At 77.4% G+C, this 16,126-nt stretch carries 14 protein-coding genes; 8 read left to right on the plus strand and 6 right to left on the minus strand.

Annotated features, from left to right (window positions below):
- The first annotated feature begins 124 nt into the window (after positions 1-124).
- From KUM42_RS09635 to KUM42_RS09660, 6 genes are all read left to right on the plus strand, one after another.
- Entirely contained in the window at positions 125-511 is a 387-nt protein-coding gene (locus tag KUM42_RS09635) for a response regulator transcription factor (RefSeq protein ID WP_237496547.1), read from the plus strand.
- A complete protein-coding gene (locus tag KUM42_RS09640; RefSeq protein ID WP_237496548.1) occupies positions 508-1,578 on the plus strand; it encodes a HEAT repeat domain-containing protein in 1,071 nt (356 codons plus the stop codon). The genes KUM42_RS09635 and KUM42_RS09640 overlap by 4 nt, the downstream gene beginning before the upstream one ends.
- Complete coding sequence (locus tag KUM42_RS09645) at positions 1,578-3,608, plus strand: glycosyltransferase family 2 protein (RefSeq protein ID WP_237496549.1); 2,031 nt, start codon at positions 1,578-1,580, stop codon at positions 3,606-3,608. The genes KUM42_RS09640 and KUM42_RS09645 overlap by 1 nt, the downstream gene beginning before the upstream one ends.
- 195 nt (positions 3,609-3,803) lie before the next feature.
- Positions 3,804-4,697 (plus strand): hypothetical protein, encoded by an 894-nt coding sequence (locus KUM42_RS09650; protein ID WP_237496550.1) that lies wholly within the window; start codon positions 3,804-3,806, stop codon positions 4,695-4,697.
- Positions 4,687-5,049 carry a hypothetical protein gene (locus KUM42_RS09655; protein WP_237496551.1) on the plus strand — a complete coding sequence of 121 codons (363 nt, stop codon included), beginning with the start codon at positions 4,687-4,689 and terminating at the stop codon, positions 5,047-5,049. Before KUM42_RS09650 ends, KUM42_RS09655 begins: the two co-directional genes overlap by 11 nt.
- A 117-nt stretch (positions 5,050-5,166) precedes the next feature.
- A complete protein-coding gene (locus tag KUM42_RS09660; RefSeq protein ID WP_237496552.1) occupies positions 5,167-5,901 on the plus strand; it encodes a GAF and ANTAR domain-containing protein in 735 nt (244 codons plus the stop codon).
- A gap of 1 nt (position 5,902) precedes the next feature.
- Here the strand turns inward: KUM42_RS09660 and KUM42_RS09665 are convergent, their stop codons facing one another.
- Positions 5,903-6,091: a hypothetical protein gene (locus KUM42_RS09665; protein WP_237496553.1), complete on the minus strand. Its 189-nt coding sequence runs from the start codon at positions 6,089-6,091 to the stop codon at positions 5,903-5,905.
- Between the two features lie 88 nt (positions 6,092-6,179).
- Between KUM42_RS09665 and KUM42_RS09670 the strand changes: the two genes are divergently transcribed.
- Entirely contained in the window at positions 6,180-6,425 is a 246-nt protein-coding gene (locus KUM42_RS09670; protein WP_237496554.1) for a toxin-antitoxin system YwqK family antitoxin, read from the plus strand.
- Here KUM42_RS09670 and KUM42_RS09675 read toward each other — a convergent pair.
- The 5 genes from KUM42_RS09675 to KUM42_RS09695 all read right to left on the minus strand — a co-directional run bounded on the left by KUM42_RS09675 (position 6,422) and on the right by KUM42_RS09695 (position 15,567).
- On the minus strand, positions 6,422-7,792 hold the full coding sequence (locus KUM42_RS09675) for an NAD(P)/FAD-dependent oxidoreductase (protein WP_237496555.1): 1,371 nt from the start codon (positions 7,790-7,792) through the stop codon (positions 6,422-6,424). The genes KUM42_RS09670 and KUM42_RS09675 overlap by 4 nt on opposite strands.
- Positions 7,793-7,866: 74 nt before the next feature.
- Positions 7,867-10,629 carry an FtsX-like permease family protein gene (locus KUM42_RS09680; protein WP_237496556.1) on the minus strand — a complete coding sequence of 921 codons (2,763 nt, stop codon included), beginning with the start codon at positions 10,627-10,629 and terminating at the stop codon, positions 7,867-7,869.
- A complete protein-coding gene (locus KUM42_RS09685) occupies positions 10,626-13,886 on the minus strand; it encodes a hypothetical protein (RefSeq protein WP_237496557.1) in 3,261 nt (1,086 codons plus the stop codon). The genes KUM42_RS09680 and KUM42_RS09685 overlap by 4 nt, the downstream gene beginning before the upstream one ends.
- Positions 13,883-14,590 (minus strand): ABC transporter ATP-binding protein, encoded by a 708-nt coding sequence (locus KUM42_RS09690; protein WP_237496558.1) that lies wholly within the window; start codon positions 14,588-14,590, stop codon positions 13,883-13,885. Before KUM42_RS09690 ends, KUM42_RS09685 begins: the two co-directional genes overlap by 4 nt.
- On the minus strand, positions 14,587-15,567 hold the full coding sequence (locus KUM42_RS09695) for an ABC transporter ATP-binding protein (RefSeq protein WP_237496559.1): 981 nt from the start codon (positions 15,565-15,567) through the stop codon (positions 14,587-14,589). Before KUM42_RS09695 ends, KUM42_RS09690 begins: the two co-directional genes overlap by 4 nt.
- Positions 15,568-15,688: 121 nt before the next feature.
- Between KUM42_RS09695 and KUM42_RS09700 the strand changes: the two genes are divergently transcribed.
- A complete protein-coding gene (locus KUM42_RS09700; protein ID WP_237496560.1) occupies positions 15,689-16,075 on the plus strand; it encodes a YchJ family protein in 387 nt (128 codons plus the stop codon).
- Positions 16,076-16,126 lie beyond the last annotated feature (51 nt).

Genomic DNA, 16,126 nt, shown 5'->3' on the forward strand with positions numbered 1-16,126 from the left:
GTCTGGTGTCGGCCGGTGCGGGAGGCGACTTGAGGCGGGCGGCGGTCACAGCCGTGACACGCCCCTACAGTTCCCCGCCCGACCAGCCGATCACCGTCTCCAGTGACCTTCTGATCGGAGCCCCATGACCCGCGTCCTGGTCGTCGACGACGACCCTGTGATCGCCGACCTCGTGTCCTTCCGCCTGTCCCGGCTGGGACTCGACGTCTCGGTCGAGACCGACGGGCAGGCCGGGCTGGCCGCTGCGCGGCAGCTGCGCCCCGACCTCGTCGTCCTCGACTGGATGATGCCGCGGATGAACGGCCTGGAGATGTGCGCGGCGCTGCGCGCCGACCCCGACGAGGAGCTGGCCCGCACGCCGGTGCTGCTGCTCACCGCCAAGGCCCAGGAGCCCGACCTCGAGCGCGGTTTCGCCGCCGGCGCGACCGACTACATCGTCAAGCCCTTCAGCACCCGGGAGCTGGCGACCCGGGTGACCGCGGCGCTGCCGCCGGGGACCGTACGGGCGTGAGCGGCATCGAGGCGGGGTCGCTCGTCGTCTCCGCCGTCCTGGCGCTGCTCACCGTCCTGCTGCTCCTCGCGACCGCGCTGGAGCACGCCGGACGGACGCGCCGCGCCGCCCGCACGGCCCGGCACCGGGCCGAGCTGACGCCGCTGGTCCACGCCCTGCTGGAGGACGACGCGCCGGACTCCGACGTCTCCTCCGCCGACCCCCTGCTCGACGAGCTGGTGCTCGAGCTGCTCCCCCAGCTGCGCGGCGCGGACCGGGCCGCCCTGCAGTCGGTGCTGGTCGACCGCGGCGTGGTCGACCAGGCCGCCGCCCAGCTGGGTGCCCGTGCCGCCTGGCGGCGGGGCCGCGCGGCCGAGCTGCTGGGCAACGTGGCCAGCAGCCGGCACGTGCCCGACCTGGTCGCCCTCCTCACCGACCCCGTCGCCGACGTCCGCAGTGCGGCCGCCCGGGCGCTGGGCCGGATCGGCGACGTCACGTCCGTCGCGCCGCTGCTGGCCGCCCTCGACGCCCGGCCGTCCGTGCCGCCGGGCGTCGTCGGCATGGCCCTGCTCGACCTGGGCACACCCGCGCTGCCCGCGCTGCGGGACGCCGTCAACGGCCCGCTGCGCGCGGCCCGGCCCGTGGCCGCCCAGCTGCTCGGCCTGCACGGTGACCCGGGCGCCACCGGCGTCCTCGCCGACGTCGTCGCCGACGGCCGCCGCACCCCCGTCGTCCGCGAGGCGGCGGCGTCCGCGCTGGGCCGGATCGGCTCCCCGCACGCCACGCCCGCCCTGGTCGCGGCCCTCACCTCCGACGCGCCGTTGGGCGTGCGGCTCGCCGCCGCCCAGGCCCTGGGCCGGATCGGCGACCCCGGCTGCCTGGACCCGCTCACCACGACCATGCGCTCGGCCCCGGTGCCCGTGCGGGCGGCCTGCGCCGACGCGCTGACGGCCCTCGGCGACCGGGGACGGGCCCGGCTGGTGGCGCACGCCTACCTCGCCGGCCCGACCGGCGCCGTCGCCCGGGCCGCCCTCGACTCCTCCGCCGCCCGCGCCGTCCGGCGCCCGAGCTCCCTGCAGGCGGCGTGATGACCGACTCGGTCGTGCACCTGGTGCAGGTCGTGAACTGGACGGTGTTCGGCTACGTCGTCCTGCTCGACCTCTCGATGCTGCTGCTGGTGGTCTTCGGCGCCCGCCGGGTGCTGGCCAACCGGCGGTGGAGCGGCGCCGAGGGCCACGAGCAGATCTTCGCCAGCCCGCTCACCCCGGCCATCTCGGTGCTCATCCCCGCGCACGACGAGGAGGCCGGCGTCCTCGGCACCCTCGCCGCCGCGCTGGGCCAGCGGTACCCGTCCTTCGAGATCGTCCTCGTCGACGACGGGTGCACCGACCGCACGTTCGAGCTCGTCGCCGAGGCCTACGGGCTGACGCCGATCACGCCCCGCTGGACCGCCGACCTCCCGATCGAGGGCGAGGTCCTCTCGGTGCACCGCGCCACGACCGGCGACCCGCTGACCGTGATCCGCAAGGTCTCCGTCGGACGCCGGTCCGACGCCAGCAACGCGGCGCTGAACCTCGCCCGGCACCCCCTGGTCTGCATGCTCGACGCCGACTCACTGCTCGAGCCCGAGGCGCTGCTGCGGGTGGCCCGCCCCTTCGTCGAGGACCCGGTCAACGTGGTCGGCGCCGGCGGCGTCATCCGCGCCGTCAACGGCTCGCTCATCGACCGGGGCACCGTGGTCGAGCCGCGCCTGTCGTCGAAGTGGCTGGTGCGCATCCAGGCCGTGGAGTACCTGCGCTCCTTCCTGCTCGGCCGCACCGGCTGGGCCGACGCGAACGCGCTGCTGATCATCTCCGGCGCCTTCGGGCTGTTCCGCCGCGACCTGGTGGTCGAGGTCGGCGGCATGGACCCGCACTCCCTCGCCGAGGACGCCGAACTGGTGGTCACCCTGCTGGAGCACCAGCGCCGGCTGGGCCGCCCGCACCGGATGGTCTTCGTGCCCGAGCCGGTGTGCTGGACCGAGGTCCCCGAGACGTGGACGGTGCTCGGCCGTCAGCGCCGCCGTTGGTCGCAGGGGCTGGGCCAGCTGCTGTGGAAGCACCGGCGGATGATCGGCAACCCGCGCTTCGGCACCGTCGGGCTGCTGGCGCTCCCCTTCTTCCTGCTGTTCGAGACGATCGGCCCGCTCGTGGAGGTCGTCGGCCTGGCCTCGCTGGCGATCGCCTACCTGTTCGGCTGGCTCAACCTGGTGGGGGCCGGGACGATGCTCGGCCTGGCGCTGCTCATCGGCACGTTGCTGTCCACCACCGTCGTCGCGGTCGAGGAGTTCACCTTCCACCGCTACGGCGGTCGCCGGTCGCTGCCGGCCCTGCTGGCCGCCGGCCTGCTGGAGAACGTCGGCTTCCGCCAGGTGCACGCCTGGTACCGCCTGCAGGGGCTGTACCGCGCCGTCACCCGGCGCACCGCGGTGTGGACGGCGATGCCCCGGACCGGCTTCAGCGCCGCCACCGACGGCGCACCTGCCCTCGCACAGCCGGCACGGCCGGGCGTCGGCAGCCTCATGGTCGTGACCTCCGGCGGGCCGTGGCAGCCCGGACCGCACGACGGCCGACCCCACGGGCAGGCTCCCCACGGTCAGCTCCTCCACGGTCAGCCGGCCCACCGGCAGGGGCCGTACGGGCCGCCGTCCGGTCCGGGCTGGGCGCAGCCCGGCGTCTGGCCGCACGGCCCGGGCCGCCCGGGGTCGGCCACCGCTGTGGCCGTGCTCGCCATCGTGACCGGCAGCCTGGCGGTGCTCGGCGGGGTGTACCTGGGTTGGCTGACCGGCGGCGGTGTCCTGACCACCCGGTTGCTGAGCCTCGGCCTGCCCGTCGGTGGGGTGCTGCTCGCCGGCGGCATCTCGCTGCTGGACCGGCGTCGGCTGGGCTGGGTGCTCAAGGGAGCGGTGACCGCGGCCGCGGTTCTGGTGCTCGCCCTGGTGGGCGGGGCGTTCACCCTGCCGGGCGACGAGCTCCTCGACGTCCTGCTCGTGGTCCTGGTCGCCCTGCCGCTGCCGGTCGTCACGGCTGCACTGGCCGCGCGGGCCCCGGTCCGGCAGTGGGCCGCCGCCGAGGGCTGAGCGGTCAGCCGGCGGGCGACTGCAGCTGCTCATCGGCACGCGCTGTCCACCACCGTCGTCGCGGTCGAGGAGTCCATCTCTCACCGCCACGGCGGACATCGCCCGCCACCTCCGCCTGACCCCCGGATCACCTGCACGGGTGAGCGTGGGCCGCGCGGACTACAGGACCACCGTCCCGCGACCGATGAACACCGGGTGACCCCACTGCCCCAGACCCTGCGGCCCCGGTGGCGCCGCGGCAGCGCCGCCGGTGCGCTGCTGCTGAGCGCACTGCTGGCCTGGTCGGTCCTGCTGCCGGGCACGCCCGCGCGTGCCGAGCTGCTCAACCTGAACTGGAGCGGTGTGCAGAGCGCGGCCACCACCACCGCCGCCCTCGCACCGGGCCAGTCCGCGTGGGTGTCGGTGCCCTGGAGCACCCGCGCCACCGTCACCGACTGGTCGACCACGGTCAGCGCCCCCGCCGGCGTGACGGTCACGTACCCGACGACGCGGGGCGGGTCGGACACCTCGCTCTACGGTTCCGCGACGCTGGCCGGCGGCACCCAGGACTTCACCGCCTTCAAGCTGTCGGTGCCCTACTCCCAGCGCACCAGCTTCCGGGTGACGCTCACCTCGACCTACACCGGCTGCACCGGCCTGCTCGGCTGCCTCGACGTGCTGCTGGCCGGCGACCGCGCCATGTGGGCGGCCAGCGGGATCCGCACCTCCACGCTCACCACCTCCGTCGCGGTGCCCGTCGTCCCGGCCGTGGGCGTGCCGTTCACCCAGGACACGACGCAGCTGGCCGTCGCCGCCGGCAGCGACGCCTTCCAGCAGATCTCCTTCACCGGCGGCCAGACCGACCTCGCCGGCTTCACCGTGCGCGCCGGGACGCTGCCGGCCGGGCTGCAGGTCGCCTACCCCGCCGACGGCACCGCCAGCACCCTCAACAGCGGCAGCACCCTGGTGGGCCGCACCACCGACCACGTCAGCATCCGGTTCACCACGACCGGGGTCGCACCGGGCACCTACGCCGTGCCGCTGACCATCAGCTACACCGCCGCAGCGCCGGCGTCGACGGTGGGGGCGGTGACCCTCGTTGTCCGCTGACCTGCGCTCGACCGTGCCGGGCCTGGTCGCCGGGATCGTCCTGCTCGCCCTCGGCGGCTGCACCTCCGCAGCCGCCGAGGTCAGCGCCGCCGCGCCCACCACGACGGTGACGGCGGTGCCCGCCGACGCCACCACGCAGCGGATCGCCGAGGTCGAGTTCGCCCGGCAGTGCGCCGTCACCGGACAGGCGTTCGCCGACGAGTCCGCCTTCACCACCGACCTCGACGCGCGCCTGGGCGCCGCCGGCCTGACCCACGCGCAGTGGAAGGACTGGCACGACGCCCTGGCCGTGTCCCCCGACCTGCTGGCCCAGGTGTCCGCGGTCGGTGCGCCGGGCTGCCCGCCCGCCTGACGGCAGGCGGCCGCGACCACCCGGTGGGCGCCGTCCCCCGGGCTCCGGCTCCTCCGCACGCGCGCAGCGGCCGTCCGCAGCCGCCCGGTGGTCCGGCCGCCGGTCTACGGTCGTGGGGTGACGCCCGAGGAGCAGGACCGCAGCGGCGACCACCAGGTGCCCGAGAGCCTCGGTGACGTGATGAGCCGTGTCGCCCGTGAGCTCCAGCAGGAGCACGGTGACGTCGAGGCGACCCTGCAGGGCATCACCCGGGCTGCCGTGGACACCGTGCCCGGCGCCGACGAGTGCGGCATCAGCTACGTCATCGCCCGCCAGCAGGTCGAGCCGCGCGCCTGGACCAGCGACCTGCCCAAGACCCTCGACGCCCTGCAGGGCACGCTCGGGCAGGGACCCTGCCTGGACGCCATCTGGGACGACGTCGTCGTCCGGGTCCCCGACGTGGCCACCGAGGACCGCTGGCCGGAGTACTCCCGCCAGGCCGCCGCGCTCGGTGTGGGCAGCCTGCTGTGCTTCCAGCTGTTCGTCGAGGGCGACCACCTCGGCGCGCTCAACCTCTACGCGCGCCGGGCCGGGGCGTTCGACGCGGTGTCCGAGGACGTCGGCCTGCTCTTCGCCGCCCACGCGGCCGTCGCGCTCGCCGGGGCCGAGCACGAGTCGAACCTGCTCGCCGCCATCGACCACCGCGACCGGATCGGGCAGGCCAAGGGCATCCTGATGGAGCGGCACAAGCTGACCGCCGTCCAGGCCTTCGACCTGCTGGTGCGCGCCTCGTCGCTGACCAACCGCAAGCTGCGGGACATCGCCGAGGAGCTGACCTCGACCGGTTCCCTGGCGACGCGCGAGGCCGGCTGAGCTACTCCCGCACGACCCAGACCTCGGCGGGACCCTGCGGGGTGTCGTGCATCTGCGGGGGCGTCGAGCGCTCGTAGACGCCCAGGTACTGCGGCCCGTCGTAGACCAGGACGGAGGAGAAGACCGCCTCGTCGGGGACGTCGTCGACCTGGCCGTGGCGCGGCCCGCCCCAGTGGAAGATCAGCGGCATGGGGCGACGCTAGTACGCCACCGGGCGGGCGCAACCGCCAGGGCGCCCACCCGGACCTACGATCGGGCACCCACCCGCAGGAGGAGCCGTGCCCGACGCCCCGCACCCGGCCGGACCGCCGCCCGACGGCATGCACGTCGAGCGGCACACCACGGGGTCGCTGCGTGCCCGCGGCCCGGTCGTCGGCGGGCAGCCGCACGGGTGGTGGGAGTGGTTCCGGCTCGACGGCAGCCTGATGCGCTCGGGCACGTTCGACCACGGCCGCACGGTCGGCACCTGGACCACCTACGACCGCGACGGCACCCCCTACAAGGTCACCGAGAAGGGCCGCTAGCCGCGGTCCTGCGGGGCGTAGATGCCGGTGGCCTGGGCGGCGTCGAGCCGGGCGTCCTCGGTGCGCACCACCGACAGCTGGGTGCTCTCCGGCGGCAGCACGGTCTGCCACAGCCAGTCGGCGGCGACCCGCACCCGGTTGGCCATCGCCGGCAGCGCGTACAGGTGGTAGCCGCGGGTGACGACCTTGGCCAGCGGACCGCTCAGCGGCAGCCCGAGCGGCTTGGCCACCGCGTCCCAGCCGCCCAGGTCGGCGACCAGACCGAGGTCGCGGTGCCGGTAGGGGCGGGCGGTGCCCACCCCCAGCGAGGCGGCGATGTTGCGGCCCAGCGCCGTGCCCTGCCGCTGGGCGTGCTGCGCCGTCGGCGGGGTGTCGGGCAGGCCGTCGTCCCCCGGTCCGGCGGCGAGGTCGGGGACGGCGGCGGCGTCGCCGGCCGCCCACACCCCGCGGACACCGGGCACCGACAGCTCCGGGTCGACCACCAGCCGGCCCTTGCGCAGCGGCAGTCCGAGCCCGGCGACCAGCGGGCTGGCGGCCACGCCGGCGCCCCAGACCAGGGTGCGGGTGGGCACCGTCGTCCCGTCGGTGAGGGTGACGGCGCGGTCGGTGGCCGAGGCGACCGACACCCCGAGCCGGACGTCGATCCCGCGCTGGTGCAGCAGGTCCAGGGCCAGCTTCCCGAGCTTGGGCCCCAGCTCGGGCAGCACCGCCTCGGCCACGTCGACCAGCACCCAGCGCACGTCCTCGGCGCGGGTGCGGTCCCAGCGGCCCTCGATGGTGCGCAGCCACCGCTGGGTCTGGGCCACGAACTCGGTGCCGGTGTACCCGGCGCCCACGGCGACCACCGACAGCAGCTCCGCGCGGCGGGCCCGGCCCTCCGGGGTGTCGGGCTCGGCGTCGGCGACGTCCAGGCAGTGCAGCAGGTGGTCGCGCAGGTAGACGGCCTCGACCAGCGTCTTCAGCCCGCGGGCCTGCTCGGCCACGCCGGGGATGTCGAAGCGGCGGGTGACCGAGCCGGGCACCAGGACCAGCTGGTCGAAGCGCTCGGTGCGGGCCTCGTCGTCGGCGTCCCCCAGGGCCGGGCGCACGGTGACCGTGCGGCCGCCGAGGTCGACGGAGGTGACCCGGCCGAGCACCAGCCGCACGCGGGGCAGCGCCCGGCGCAGGGAGACGGCGATGTGCCGGGCCTCGATGACGCCGGTGGCCACCTCGGGCAGCAGCGGGCTGTAGAGCAGGTAGTCGTTCGGGCTGACCAGCACCAGCTCGGCCCGACCCGGCGGCAGGTGCCGCTGCAGGTGCCGCAGTGCGTAGAAGGCGGCGAACCCGCCGCCGACCACCACGATGCGGGTGGGCTGTCCCTCGGTCACGTGCATCTCCTCGCCTCGGCTGCACCCCGACTGTGCCCGCCCCGGCCACCGGTACTCGCGCCCGGCCGGACGCGTCAGCCGACCCGGAGCACCTCGCCCAGCCGCTCCCGCCGGCGGGCGGAGGACTCCACCGCGACGACGGCCAGCACCACGAGCACGAGCGGCACCGCCACCAGCGGCACGGCCCAGGGCACGACCAGCGCCGGTGGGCCGAACTGGCCGGTGAGCAGCCGCAGCGCCAGCGGCGCCCGGACCAGCCCGGCCACCGCCGTCCCGAGGGCCGACCCGGCCAGGGCCGCCACGACCACCGGCGGCAGCAGCTCGCCGAGGCTGATCGCCCGGGCCTGGCGGCCGGTGAGACCGAGGGTCCGCAGGGTCGCCAGCGAGCGGCCGCGGGCGGGCGCACCGGCGGCGGCACCGAGTCCGACGACGGCGGCGGCCAGCACCAGCAGCGCCCCCGCGGACCCGGCCGCCACCAGCGTGAGCCCGCCGGTCAGCGGGTCCGCCCGCCGTGCCGCCAGGCGGTCCTGCCGGGAGACGACGTCGGCACCGGCCAGCGCGGGCGTGCCGGCCACCGCCGCGGCGGCCCCCGGCCCGACCACCCAGAGCGTGTCCGGCGGAGCGGACCCGCCGCCCGCCGCCTCGAGTGCCGCGGCGTCGACGACCACGGTGGCGGGGCCGGCCACGCCGAGGGCCGGGGACCGGCCGACCGGGTCGGCCGGCACCTGCTGGCCGTTCCAGAGCACCGACGCCGAGCGGCTCTCCAGCGGCACGTCCGGCCCGACCAGCACGGGCACGCCCTCGGCGCCGCCACCGGCCAGGAGCGCCAGGTCGGGTGCATCGGGCAGCGGGGTGCTGCGCAGCAGCCGGTCGAAGGCGGCCGGGTCGACGGCGAGCACGGTCACCGTCCTGCTGGTGGTGCGGACCAGCAGCTGGGTGTCCCGCTGGACCCGGGCCGGCACGGCCTGCTCGACCCCCGGCCGGGTCAGCAGCTGCGCGGCCAGGCCCGGCAGCCCCCCGGCGGGCAGCTCCTGGTCCGCCCCGACCGTGACCGCGACGTCGCCGCCCACCGCCGCCCAGGACCCGGTCTCCTGGCCGGCGCGGACGGTGAGGCCCAGCGTGGCCACCACCGCGACCAGCCCCGTGGTCAGGGTGAGGGCGAGCAGCGGCAGCCGCGCACCCGCGGTCGACCGGGCCTGCACCGCGGCCAGCAGCGGCACGGCACGGCGCGAGCGCGTGGCGGTGCGCAGCACGCCCTGCAGCAGCAGCGGCACCAGCCGGAGCAGCACCACGGCACCGGCGGCCACCCCCAGCGTGGGGGCCGCGACGAGCAGCAGGTCCGCGATCGGGTCGGCGGCCGAGGCGACCACCCCGCGCAGCCGGAGCGTGGCGATCGCCGCCACGGCCAGCAGCACGACGACCACCTCGACCGCGCCCCGGCGCAGCTGCCCGGCCCGGGCCAGCCGCCTGCGCTGCCGCCGGTCGGCGGGCACCCGCCGTCCACCGGTGGCGCGGGCGGCGACCAGCACCCCGCAGACCGGCCCGGCGAGCAGGCCCGCCCCCAGCACGGGCACCAGCCAGCCGATCGCGGTCGGGCCCGGCACTAGGACCGCCCCGACCAGGACGCCGACCGTCCCGCCGACGGTGGTCAGGACGGCGGACTCGATCCCGAGGTCGACCGCCAGCGCGGTCAGCGACGCCCCGCGGGCCCGCTCGGTGGCCAGCACCGTCCGGCGGCGGCCGGCCAGCAGCTGGGCGCAGAGCAGCAGCACGAGCGCGGCACCGGCCACGACCCCGGCCAGCAGCACCGCGGCCTGGGCCTGCGCCGTCCGGACCCGGTCACCGGCCTGGGTGAGCACCAGGCCCAGCCGGCTGGTCACCGTCGGCGTCGGGTACACCTGCAGCTTCGCCGGTGCCACCTGCAGCCCACCCACCACCGGGGGCAGGACGTCGGCGGACGCGGCGTCGACGGCGTCGGGGTCGGTGCTGAAGGTGACCGTGCGGGTGAGGTCGCCGCTGGGCACCGCCAGCCGCAGCGCGGGCAGCGAGCCGGCCGACAGCAGCCCCGCCACGGTGGTCTGGGCGGTGCGCCCGGTGCCGCTGGTGCGCGGCCGGAGCAGCTCCGGGGCACGCTGCCAGGCCCGGTCGCCGGGGTCCCCGGCCCGGAAGACCCCCGTCACGTTCAGCACCACCTCGTAGTGGGCCGAGGACGTCACGCCGATCAGGTCCCCGACGGAGGCGCCCAGGGTGGCCGCCCCCTCCTCGCTCAGCCCGATCGGCACCGGGTAGGGCGGCGGCCCGTCGAACTCGATCTCCGGTGCGCCCTCCGGACGCGGTGCGGGCGGTCCGGGAGCCGCGCCCTCGACCCAGGTGACCGCGGGCTCGACCCCGTTCCACACCCACGCCAGCCGGACGCCCAGCGGCCCGAGGGCGGGGTCGATCGGCCGGTCCAGCGGCATGGACCGGCCGACCACGGCCGCCACCGGCGCCCCGAGCACCCGGGACAGCTCCGGCGGCAGGGCCGCCTCGATCCGCTCCGTGGTCGCCACCGTCTCCGGGACCGAGTCCTCCGGCAGCTCCGGCGGGAACGTGCGCAGCTGCGCGAACGGCGCGGTCAGGGTCGTGTCGGCCAGCGGTCCGGCGTCGCGGACGGCGTCCTGGACGGCGGCGTCGGCGTTGCGGTCCACCAGGCGCGGGGTGACCACCGCCAGGGCCGAGGTCAGCGCGAGCACGGCGACGGTGAGCAGCAGGAGCAGCCGGTCGGCGCGGGTGCGCCGGGCCAGCCCGGCCAGGGGCACGCCGGGACGCCGGGACCGGGGCAGGACCGCGCGGGTCACGTCGCGTCCCCAAGCCGCAGGTGCGCCGACCCCGCGCGGCGCACCAGCGCGCCGGCGACCGGCACCACCACGGCCGCACAGCCGATCAGCAGGCCGACGACGAGGGCCGTCTCCGCGGGCCAGGGCCACTGGGCGACCGGCGCGGGCACCGGGACCCGGCCGGTCTCCGACACGGTCATCGACGGCGCCAGCTGCCGGGTCAGGAGCCCGCCGACGAGCGCACCCAGCACGACGGAGACCGAGGTGACCAGCGTGTGCTCGACCAGCACCGCCGCGGCCAGCGCGCGCCGCGGCACGCCCAGGCCCTGCAGGCGGGCGACCTCGACCGACCTGGACTCCAGCGCGGCGGCCGTGTGCAGGGCCGTGCCGGTGAGCGCCAGGGCGACGGCGGTGGCCGTGAGCAGCCAGAGCACCGCCGGCAGGCCGACCCGCAGCGGGCCGCCGCGCAGCTGGGCGGCCACGCCGTCGCGGGTGACCGCGCCCGGGAGGCCGGCGTCGGCGAGCCGGGCCACCGCGGTGCCCTGGTCGGCGACGCCCCCGGCCCACCAGCTGTCGGTCACCGGATCGAGGTCGGCGAGGGCGGCGAGGGCCCGGGCGAGGACCTCCTCGTCGGCCAGCACGCCCGAGGCGTCCGGGGCGCCCGGCAGCCAGGGGGTGAGGCCGGCGACCCGGCCGTTGACGACCTCGGTGCCGACGCCGAGGGCGATCGGGTCGCCGGGCCGGGCGTTGATCGCCGTGGCGAGGTCCGGGGTGAGCAGCACCGGCACGGCCAGCGGCGGCCGGTAGGCGGTGAGCAGCAGGTGCGCCGACCGGTCGAGCAGGCTGGGCACGGACACCGTGCCCGCCGCGTCGAGCACCACGCCGCCGGCGCCGCCGGACACGGTGACGGCGGTGCGGTCCAGGTCCCCCGTGATCGCGTCGACCGGCGGAGCGGCGGTCCACTCCGCGGCGGGGGCGGCGGGGCCTCCGGCCAGCGCGAGCCGGACGGTCACCGCGGCCCCGCGGTTCACCGCCGGGTCGATCGCGCTCGGGACCAGGGCCGACAGCACCAGGTCGGCGCCGACGACGGTGAGATCGTCCCCGGCGACCGGCGCGGTGTCCGTGGCGTCGCGCAGCTCCACCGGGTGCGGGGCGCCGTCCAGCGGCACCTCCGTGCCCGACAGCGTGGCCCGGGCGCCCCGGGTGTCCTGGACGACGAGCACCGGCCGGACCACGAGGTCGACGCCGACGGCGGACCCGGTGACCGTGAGCGCCGCCCCGCTGTCCGGCACGTGCAGCACCACGCCCTGCGCCCGCTCGGGGGCCTCCAGACCCGCGGTCAGCGCGGTCCAGTCCAGGGCGCCGGGAGGGTGCCCGGCGAGCAGGTCACCGGCCACGGAGGTGTCCACCGCCACCAGCCGGTTCTCCGGGGGAGCCGTCCCGGTGGCCGACAGGTCCCCCAGCGAGACCGGCCGCACGGTGGCCGGGGTCACCGTGCCGCCGAGCACGGCCGCCACCTCGGCACCCTCCCCGGGAGCAGCCGGGACGGACGCCGGGACGACGACGTCGGTGCCCACCCGGGCGGCGGCCTGGTCGACCTGCGAGGTGTCCCACGTGTCGGCGTACCCGGTGGCGAAGGTGGCGGCGGCCGTGGCCAGGACCAGCAGCAGCGCGGCACCCGTGGCGTGCGGCCGGCGCGCGACCTCCCAGGCGGCCAGCGCGCCGACGAGCCCGCGGGAGCGACCGGCCCGGCGCTCGGCGAGCAGCTGCACCAGGGGCAGCACGCGCAGCGCCAGCACCGCGCCGGCGACCAGGCACAGCACCGGAGCCGCCACCAGGAGCGGGTCGACCACGCCGGCCGGGGAGCCGGAGCCGGGGTGGGCACGCAGCTGCAGGAGGACGACGACGGCGACCGCCACGAGCAGTAGGTCGGCCCCGGACCGCACGAGCAGGCCACGGCGTCCCCGGCGGACGGCGGCGCCGCCGTGCACCGGGGCGAGCGCCGGCAGGACGAGCACCGCGGTGAGCAGCAGCGCGCCGACGGCCACGGCGACCACCAGCGGCCAGCTCACGCCGACCGGGCCGCCCAGCCCCGCGGCGGACAGCCGGGGCACCGAGGTGAGCGCCCGGAAGAGCAACAGCGACAGCGGCACGGCCACGACCGTCGTGACGACGGCCAGCGCCCCCGCCTCGGCCGCCGCCCGGCCCGCCAGCTGCCCGCGTCCCGCGCCGCGGGCGGTGAGCAGCACGCTCTCCGCGGCCCGCCGGCCGGTGACCAGCCGGGCGGCCAGCCCCAGCGCCGTCCCGGCCAGGGCGAGCCCGACCAGCGCGACGACCAGGACTCCGGACCCGGTCACCGCCTGCTGCGTCCGCGTCCGGGCCAGGGTGCGGGCGAGCGGGACGTCGACCCGGGCCGAGGCGTCCGCACCCGTCAGGGCGTCGGGCAGCGTCGTCCGGAGGACGGCCATGCCGCGGTCGGCGCTGTCGAGCCCGGCGGCCGAGGCGTGTGCGACGTCCGGGGAGGCGACCACCCGCACCTGGTCCAGCCCGCCACCGGTCGGGGCGGCGCCGCGGCCGAGCAGGGTGTCCGCCGCGACCACCACGGGCCCGAAGGCCGGCCGGGTGCTCCGCCGCCACACGCCGAACTCCAGCGCCGGGTCGTACCCGGCGCCGCCGAGCAGGTCCCGCTGCCACCCGGGGTCGGCCGTCTCGGGCGCGAAGGTGCCCACCAGCACGACGGTCACCCCGGGCGCCGTCGGACCCTCGCCCGGGCCCAGGGTGAGCTCGTCGCCCGGGCCGACGCCGAGCAGGTCGGCCGCCGGTCCCGGGAGCACCGCCTCCCACGGGCCGGCACCGGGAGCGACCTCCGGCCAGCGGCCGGTGAGCAGCTCGGCGTGGGCGGGCAGGTCGCTGATGCCGGCCACGTAGCCCAGCCGGTCCGCCGCGCCGTCGCCGGCGTCCAGGGCGCGCACGGTCGAGGTGGTCCAGGTCGACAGCGGGGACGGCAGCGGGGCCAGCGCCTGCGTCAGCGCGGCCGCCGCGGCGTCCGCCGCCCCGGCCGCGTCGGCCGGCACCTCCCCGACCACCACCTCGGCGGTCAGCTCCGCGGCCGGGGTCGCCCGCAGCTGCGCCGCCCGCGCCCGGTCCTGGCCGGTGGTGAGCAGCAGCGTGCACGTGCCCAGCACGACCGCACCGGCGACGACGACGGCCAGGACCGCGGCCAGCAGGCCCCGCTGGGCGAGCGACCGGCGGGCGACCGGACCGACCGACGGGGTCACCCGCGGCCCACGCCGGCGACCACGCGGCCGTCGGTCACGTGCACGACCCGGTCGGCGAGGGCGACCATCACCGGGTCGTGCGTGGAGACGACCGCGGTCATCCCCTCGGCCTCGACGACCGCGCGGATCAGCGCCATCACCGCCAGCCCGGTCTCGCTGTCCAGCTGTCCGGTGGGCTCGTCGGCGATCAGCAGCCGCGGCGAGCCGGCCAGCGCCCGCGCGATCGCGACCCGCTGCTGCTGCCCGCCGGACATCTCCCCCGGTCGCTGCCCCGCCGCCTGCCCCAGCCCGACCAGCTCCAGCAGCAGCTGCACGCGCTTCTCGCGGTCGGCGACCGGCAGCCCGCGCAGCCGCAGCGGGACACCGACGTTCTCCGCGGCCGACAGCACCGGCACCAGCCCGAAGGTCTGGAAGACGTAGGCCACGACGTCCCGGCGCAGCCGCACCAGCCCGTCGTCGTCCAGCGCGGTGACCTCGGTGCCGGCGACGTGCACGGTGCCGGAGTCGGGGCGGTCCAGCCCGCCGAGGACGTTGAGCAGCGTGGTCTTGCCCGAGCCGGAGCGCCCGACGAGGGCCACGAGCTCGCCGGGCGCGACGGTGAGGGAGACGTCGCGCAGCGCGTGCACGGCGGCCGGCCCGCTGCCGTAGGTGCGGTGCACGCCCCGCACCTCGACCATCGGCACCTCCACCGGGACCCCCGTCACCGCGGGCCTGCGTCCGGGCGCACCGAGACGGCGTCGGCCTCCAGCGCGAGCCGGACCCGGCGGGTGAGGTCGAGGGCGGCGCGGTAGTCGGCGGGTATCTGCACCCGGCCGGCGCGGTCCATCACCGCGTACTCCTCGGCGACGACGGCCGAGCCGCCGTCGGCGGCCACCTCGGTGCGCCGCAGCACCTCGCTGGAGGTGCGCCCGTCCCGGATCGCCACCGTGCGCTCCACCTGCCCGGACACCGTCGGGTCGTGGGTGACCACCACGACGGTGGCCCCCAGCTCCCGGTTGGCCGCCCGCAGCGCCTCGAAGACCTGCTGGGACGTCGCGGTGTCCAGCTCGCCCGTCGGCTCGTCGGCGAGCACCAGCCGCGGCGCGTTGGCCAGCGCGACGGCGATGGCCACCCGCTGCTGCTCGCCACCGGACAGCTGCCCGGGCCGCCGGCCGGCGCAGTGCCCCACACCGACCAGGTCGAGCAGCTCGGCGACCCGGGCGGACCGGCCGCGGCGGGGTGCGCCGGCCAGGGCCAGCGGCAGGCCGACGTTCTGCGCGGCGGTCAGGTACGGCACCAGGTTGCGCGCCGTCTGCTGCCAGACGAAGCCGACCGTGCTGCGCCGGTAGGCGACCTGGTCGCGGCGGGTCATCGCCGTGAGGTCCCACTCCCCCACCCGGACGCGCCCGGCGGTGGGTGCGTCGAGGCCGGACAGGACGGCGAGCAGCGTCGACTTCCCCGACCCGGAGGCCCCGACGACGGCGACCATCTCCCCGGCGTCGACCAGCAGGTCCAGCCCCTGCAGCGCCTGGACCTCGATCGAGCCGGTCTGGTGGATGCGGACGAGGTTGTCGCAGACGACGAGGGCGTCGCGGCCGAACTCCGCCGCCCGGGGCGCCGCCGCGCCGAGGGCCGGCAGGACGTCCTGACCGGCCCCGCCCCCCGGCACCGTGCTGCCGCCCACCGTGCCGCCCTGCGCCATCCGGCCCTCCGTCCGCCCGGCTCTGGGCGGCCATGTCGCTGCACGCTGCAACGGCTGCGGATGTTAGCGCGCTCACACCCCCGACCTGCACGTCCTCCACCGCGCCACGGAGACTGGGCCGGTGGCTCCCCGACGTTGCCCGTGCGGCACCGGCCTGACGTACGACGGGTGCTGCGGCCGCCTGCACGACGGGACGGCGACCGCCGGCACGGCCGAGCAGCTCATGCGCTCGCGGTACAGCGCCTTCGCCGTCGGCGACCCGGCGTACCTGCTGGCCACCTGGCACTCCTCGACCCGCCCCGGCCGGCTGGAGCTCGACCCCGACGTGCGCTGGACCGGGCTGGAGGTGCTGGGCACCACGGGCGGGTCGCTGCTGGCCGCCGAGGGCACGGTGGCGTTCCGTGCCTCCCGGCTGGACGACGGCGTGCCCGGGGTCCAGGCGGAGGACAGCCGGTTCGTCCGCGAGGGCGGCCGCTGGGTCTACCTGGACGGCGTCCCGCTGCGCTGAGGTTCCACGTGGAACGACCCCGCCGGGCCCGCTGCGGCGGGAGCTGCTTGG

Origin of the sequence: Modestobacter sp. L9-4, from assembly GCF_019112525.1 — a bacterium.
In the GTDB taxonomy this organism is placed as follows: Bacteria; Actinomycetota; Actinomycetes; order Mycobacteriales; family Geodermatophilaceae; genus Modestobacter.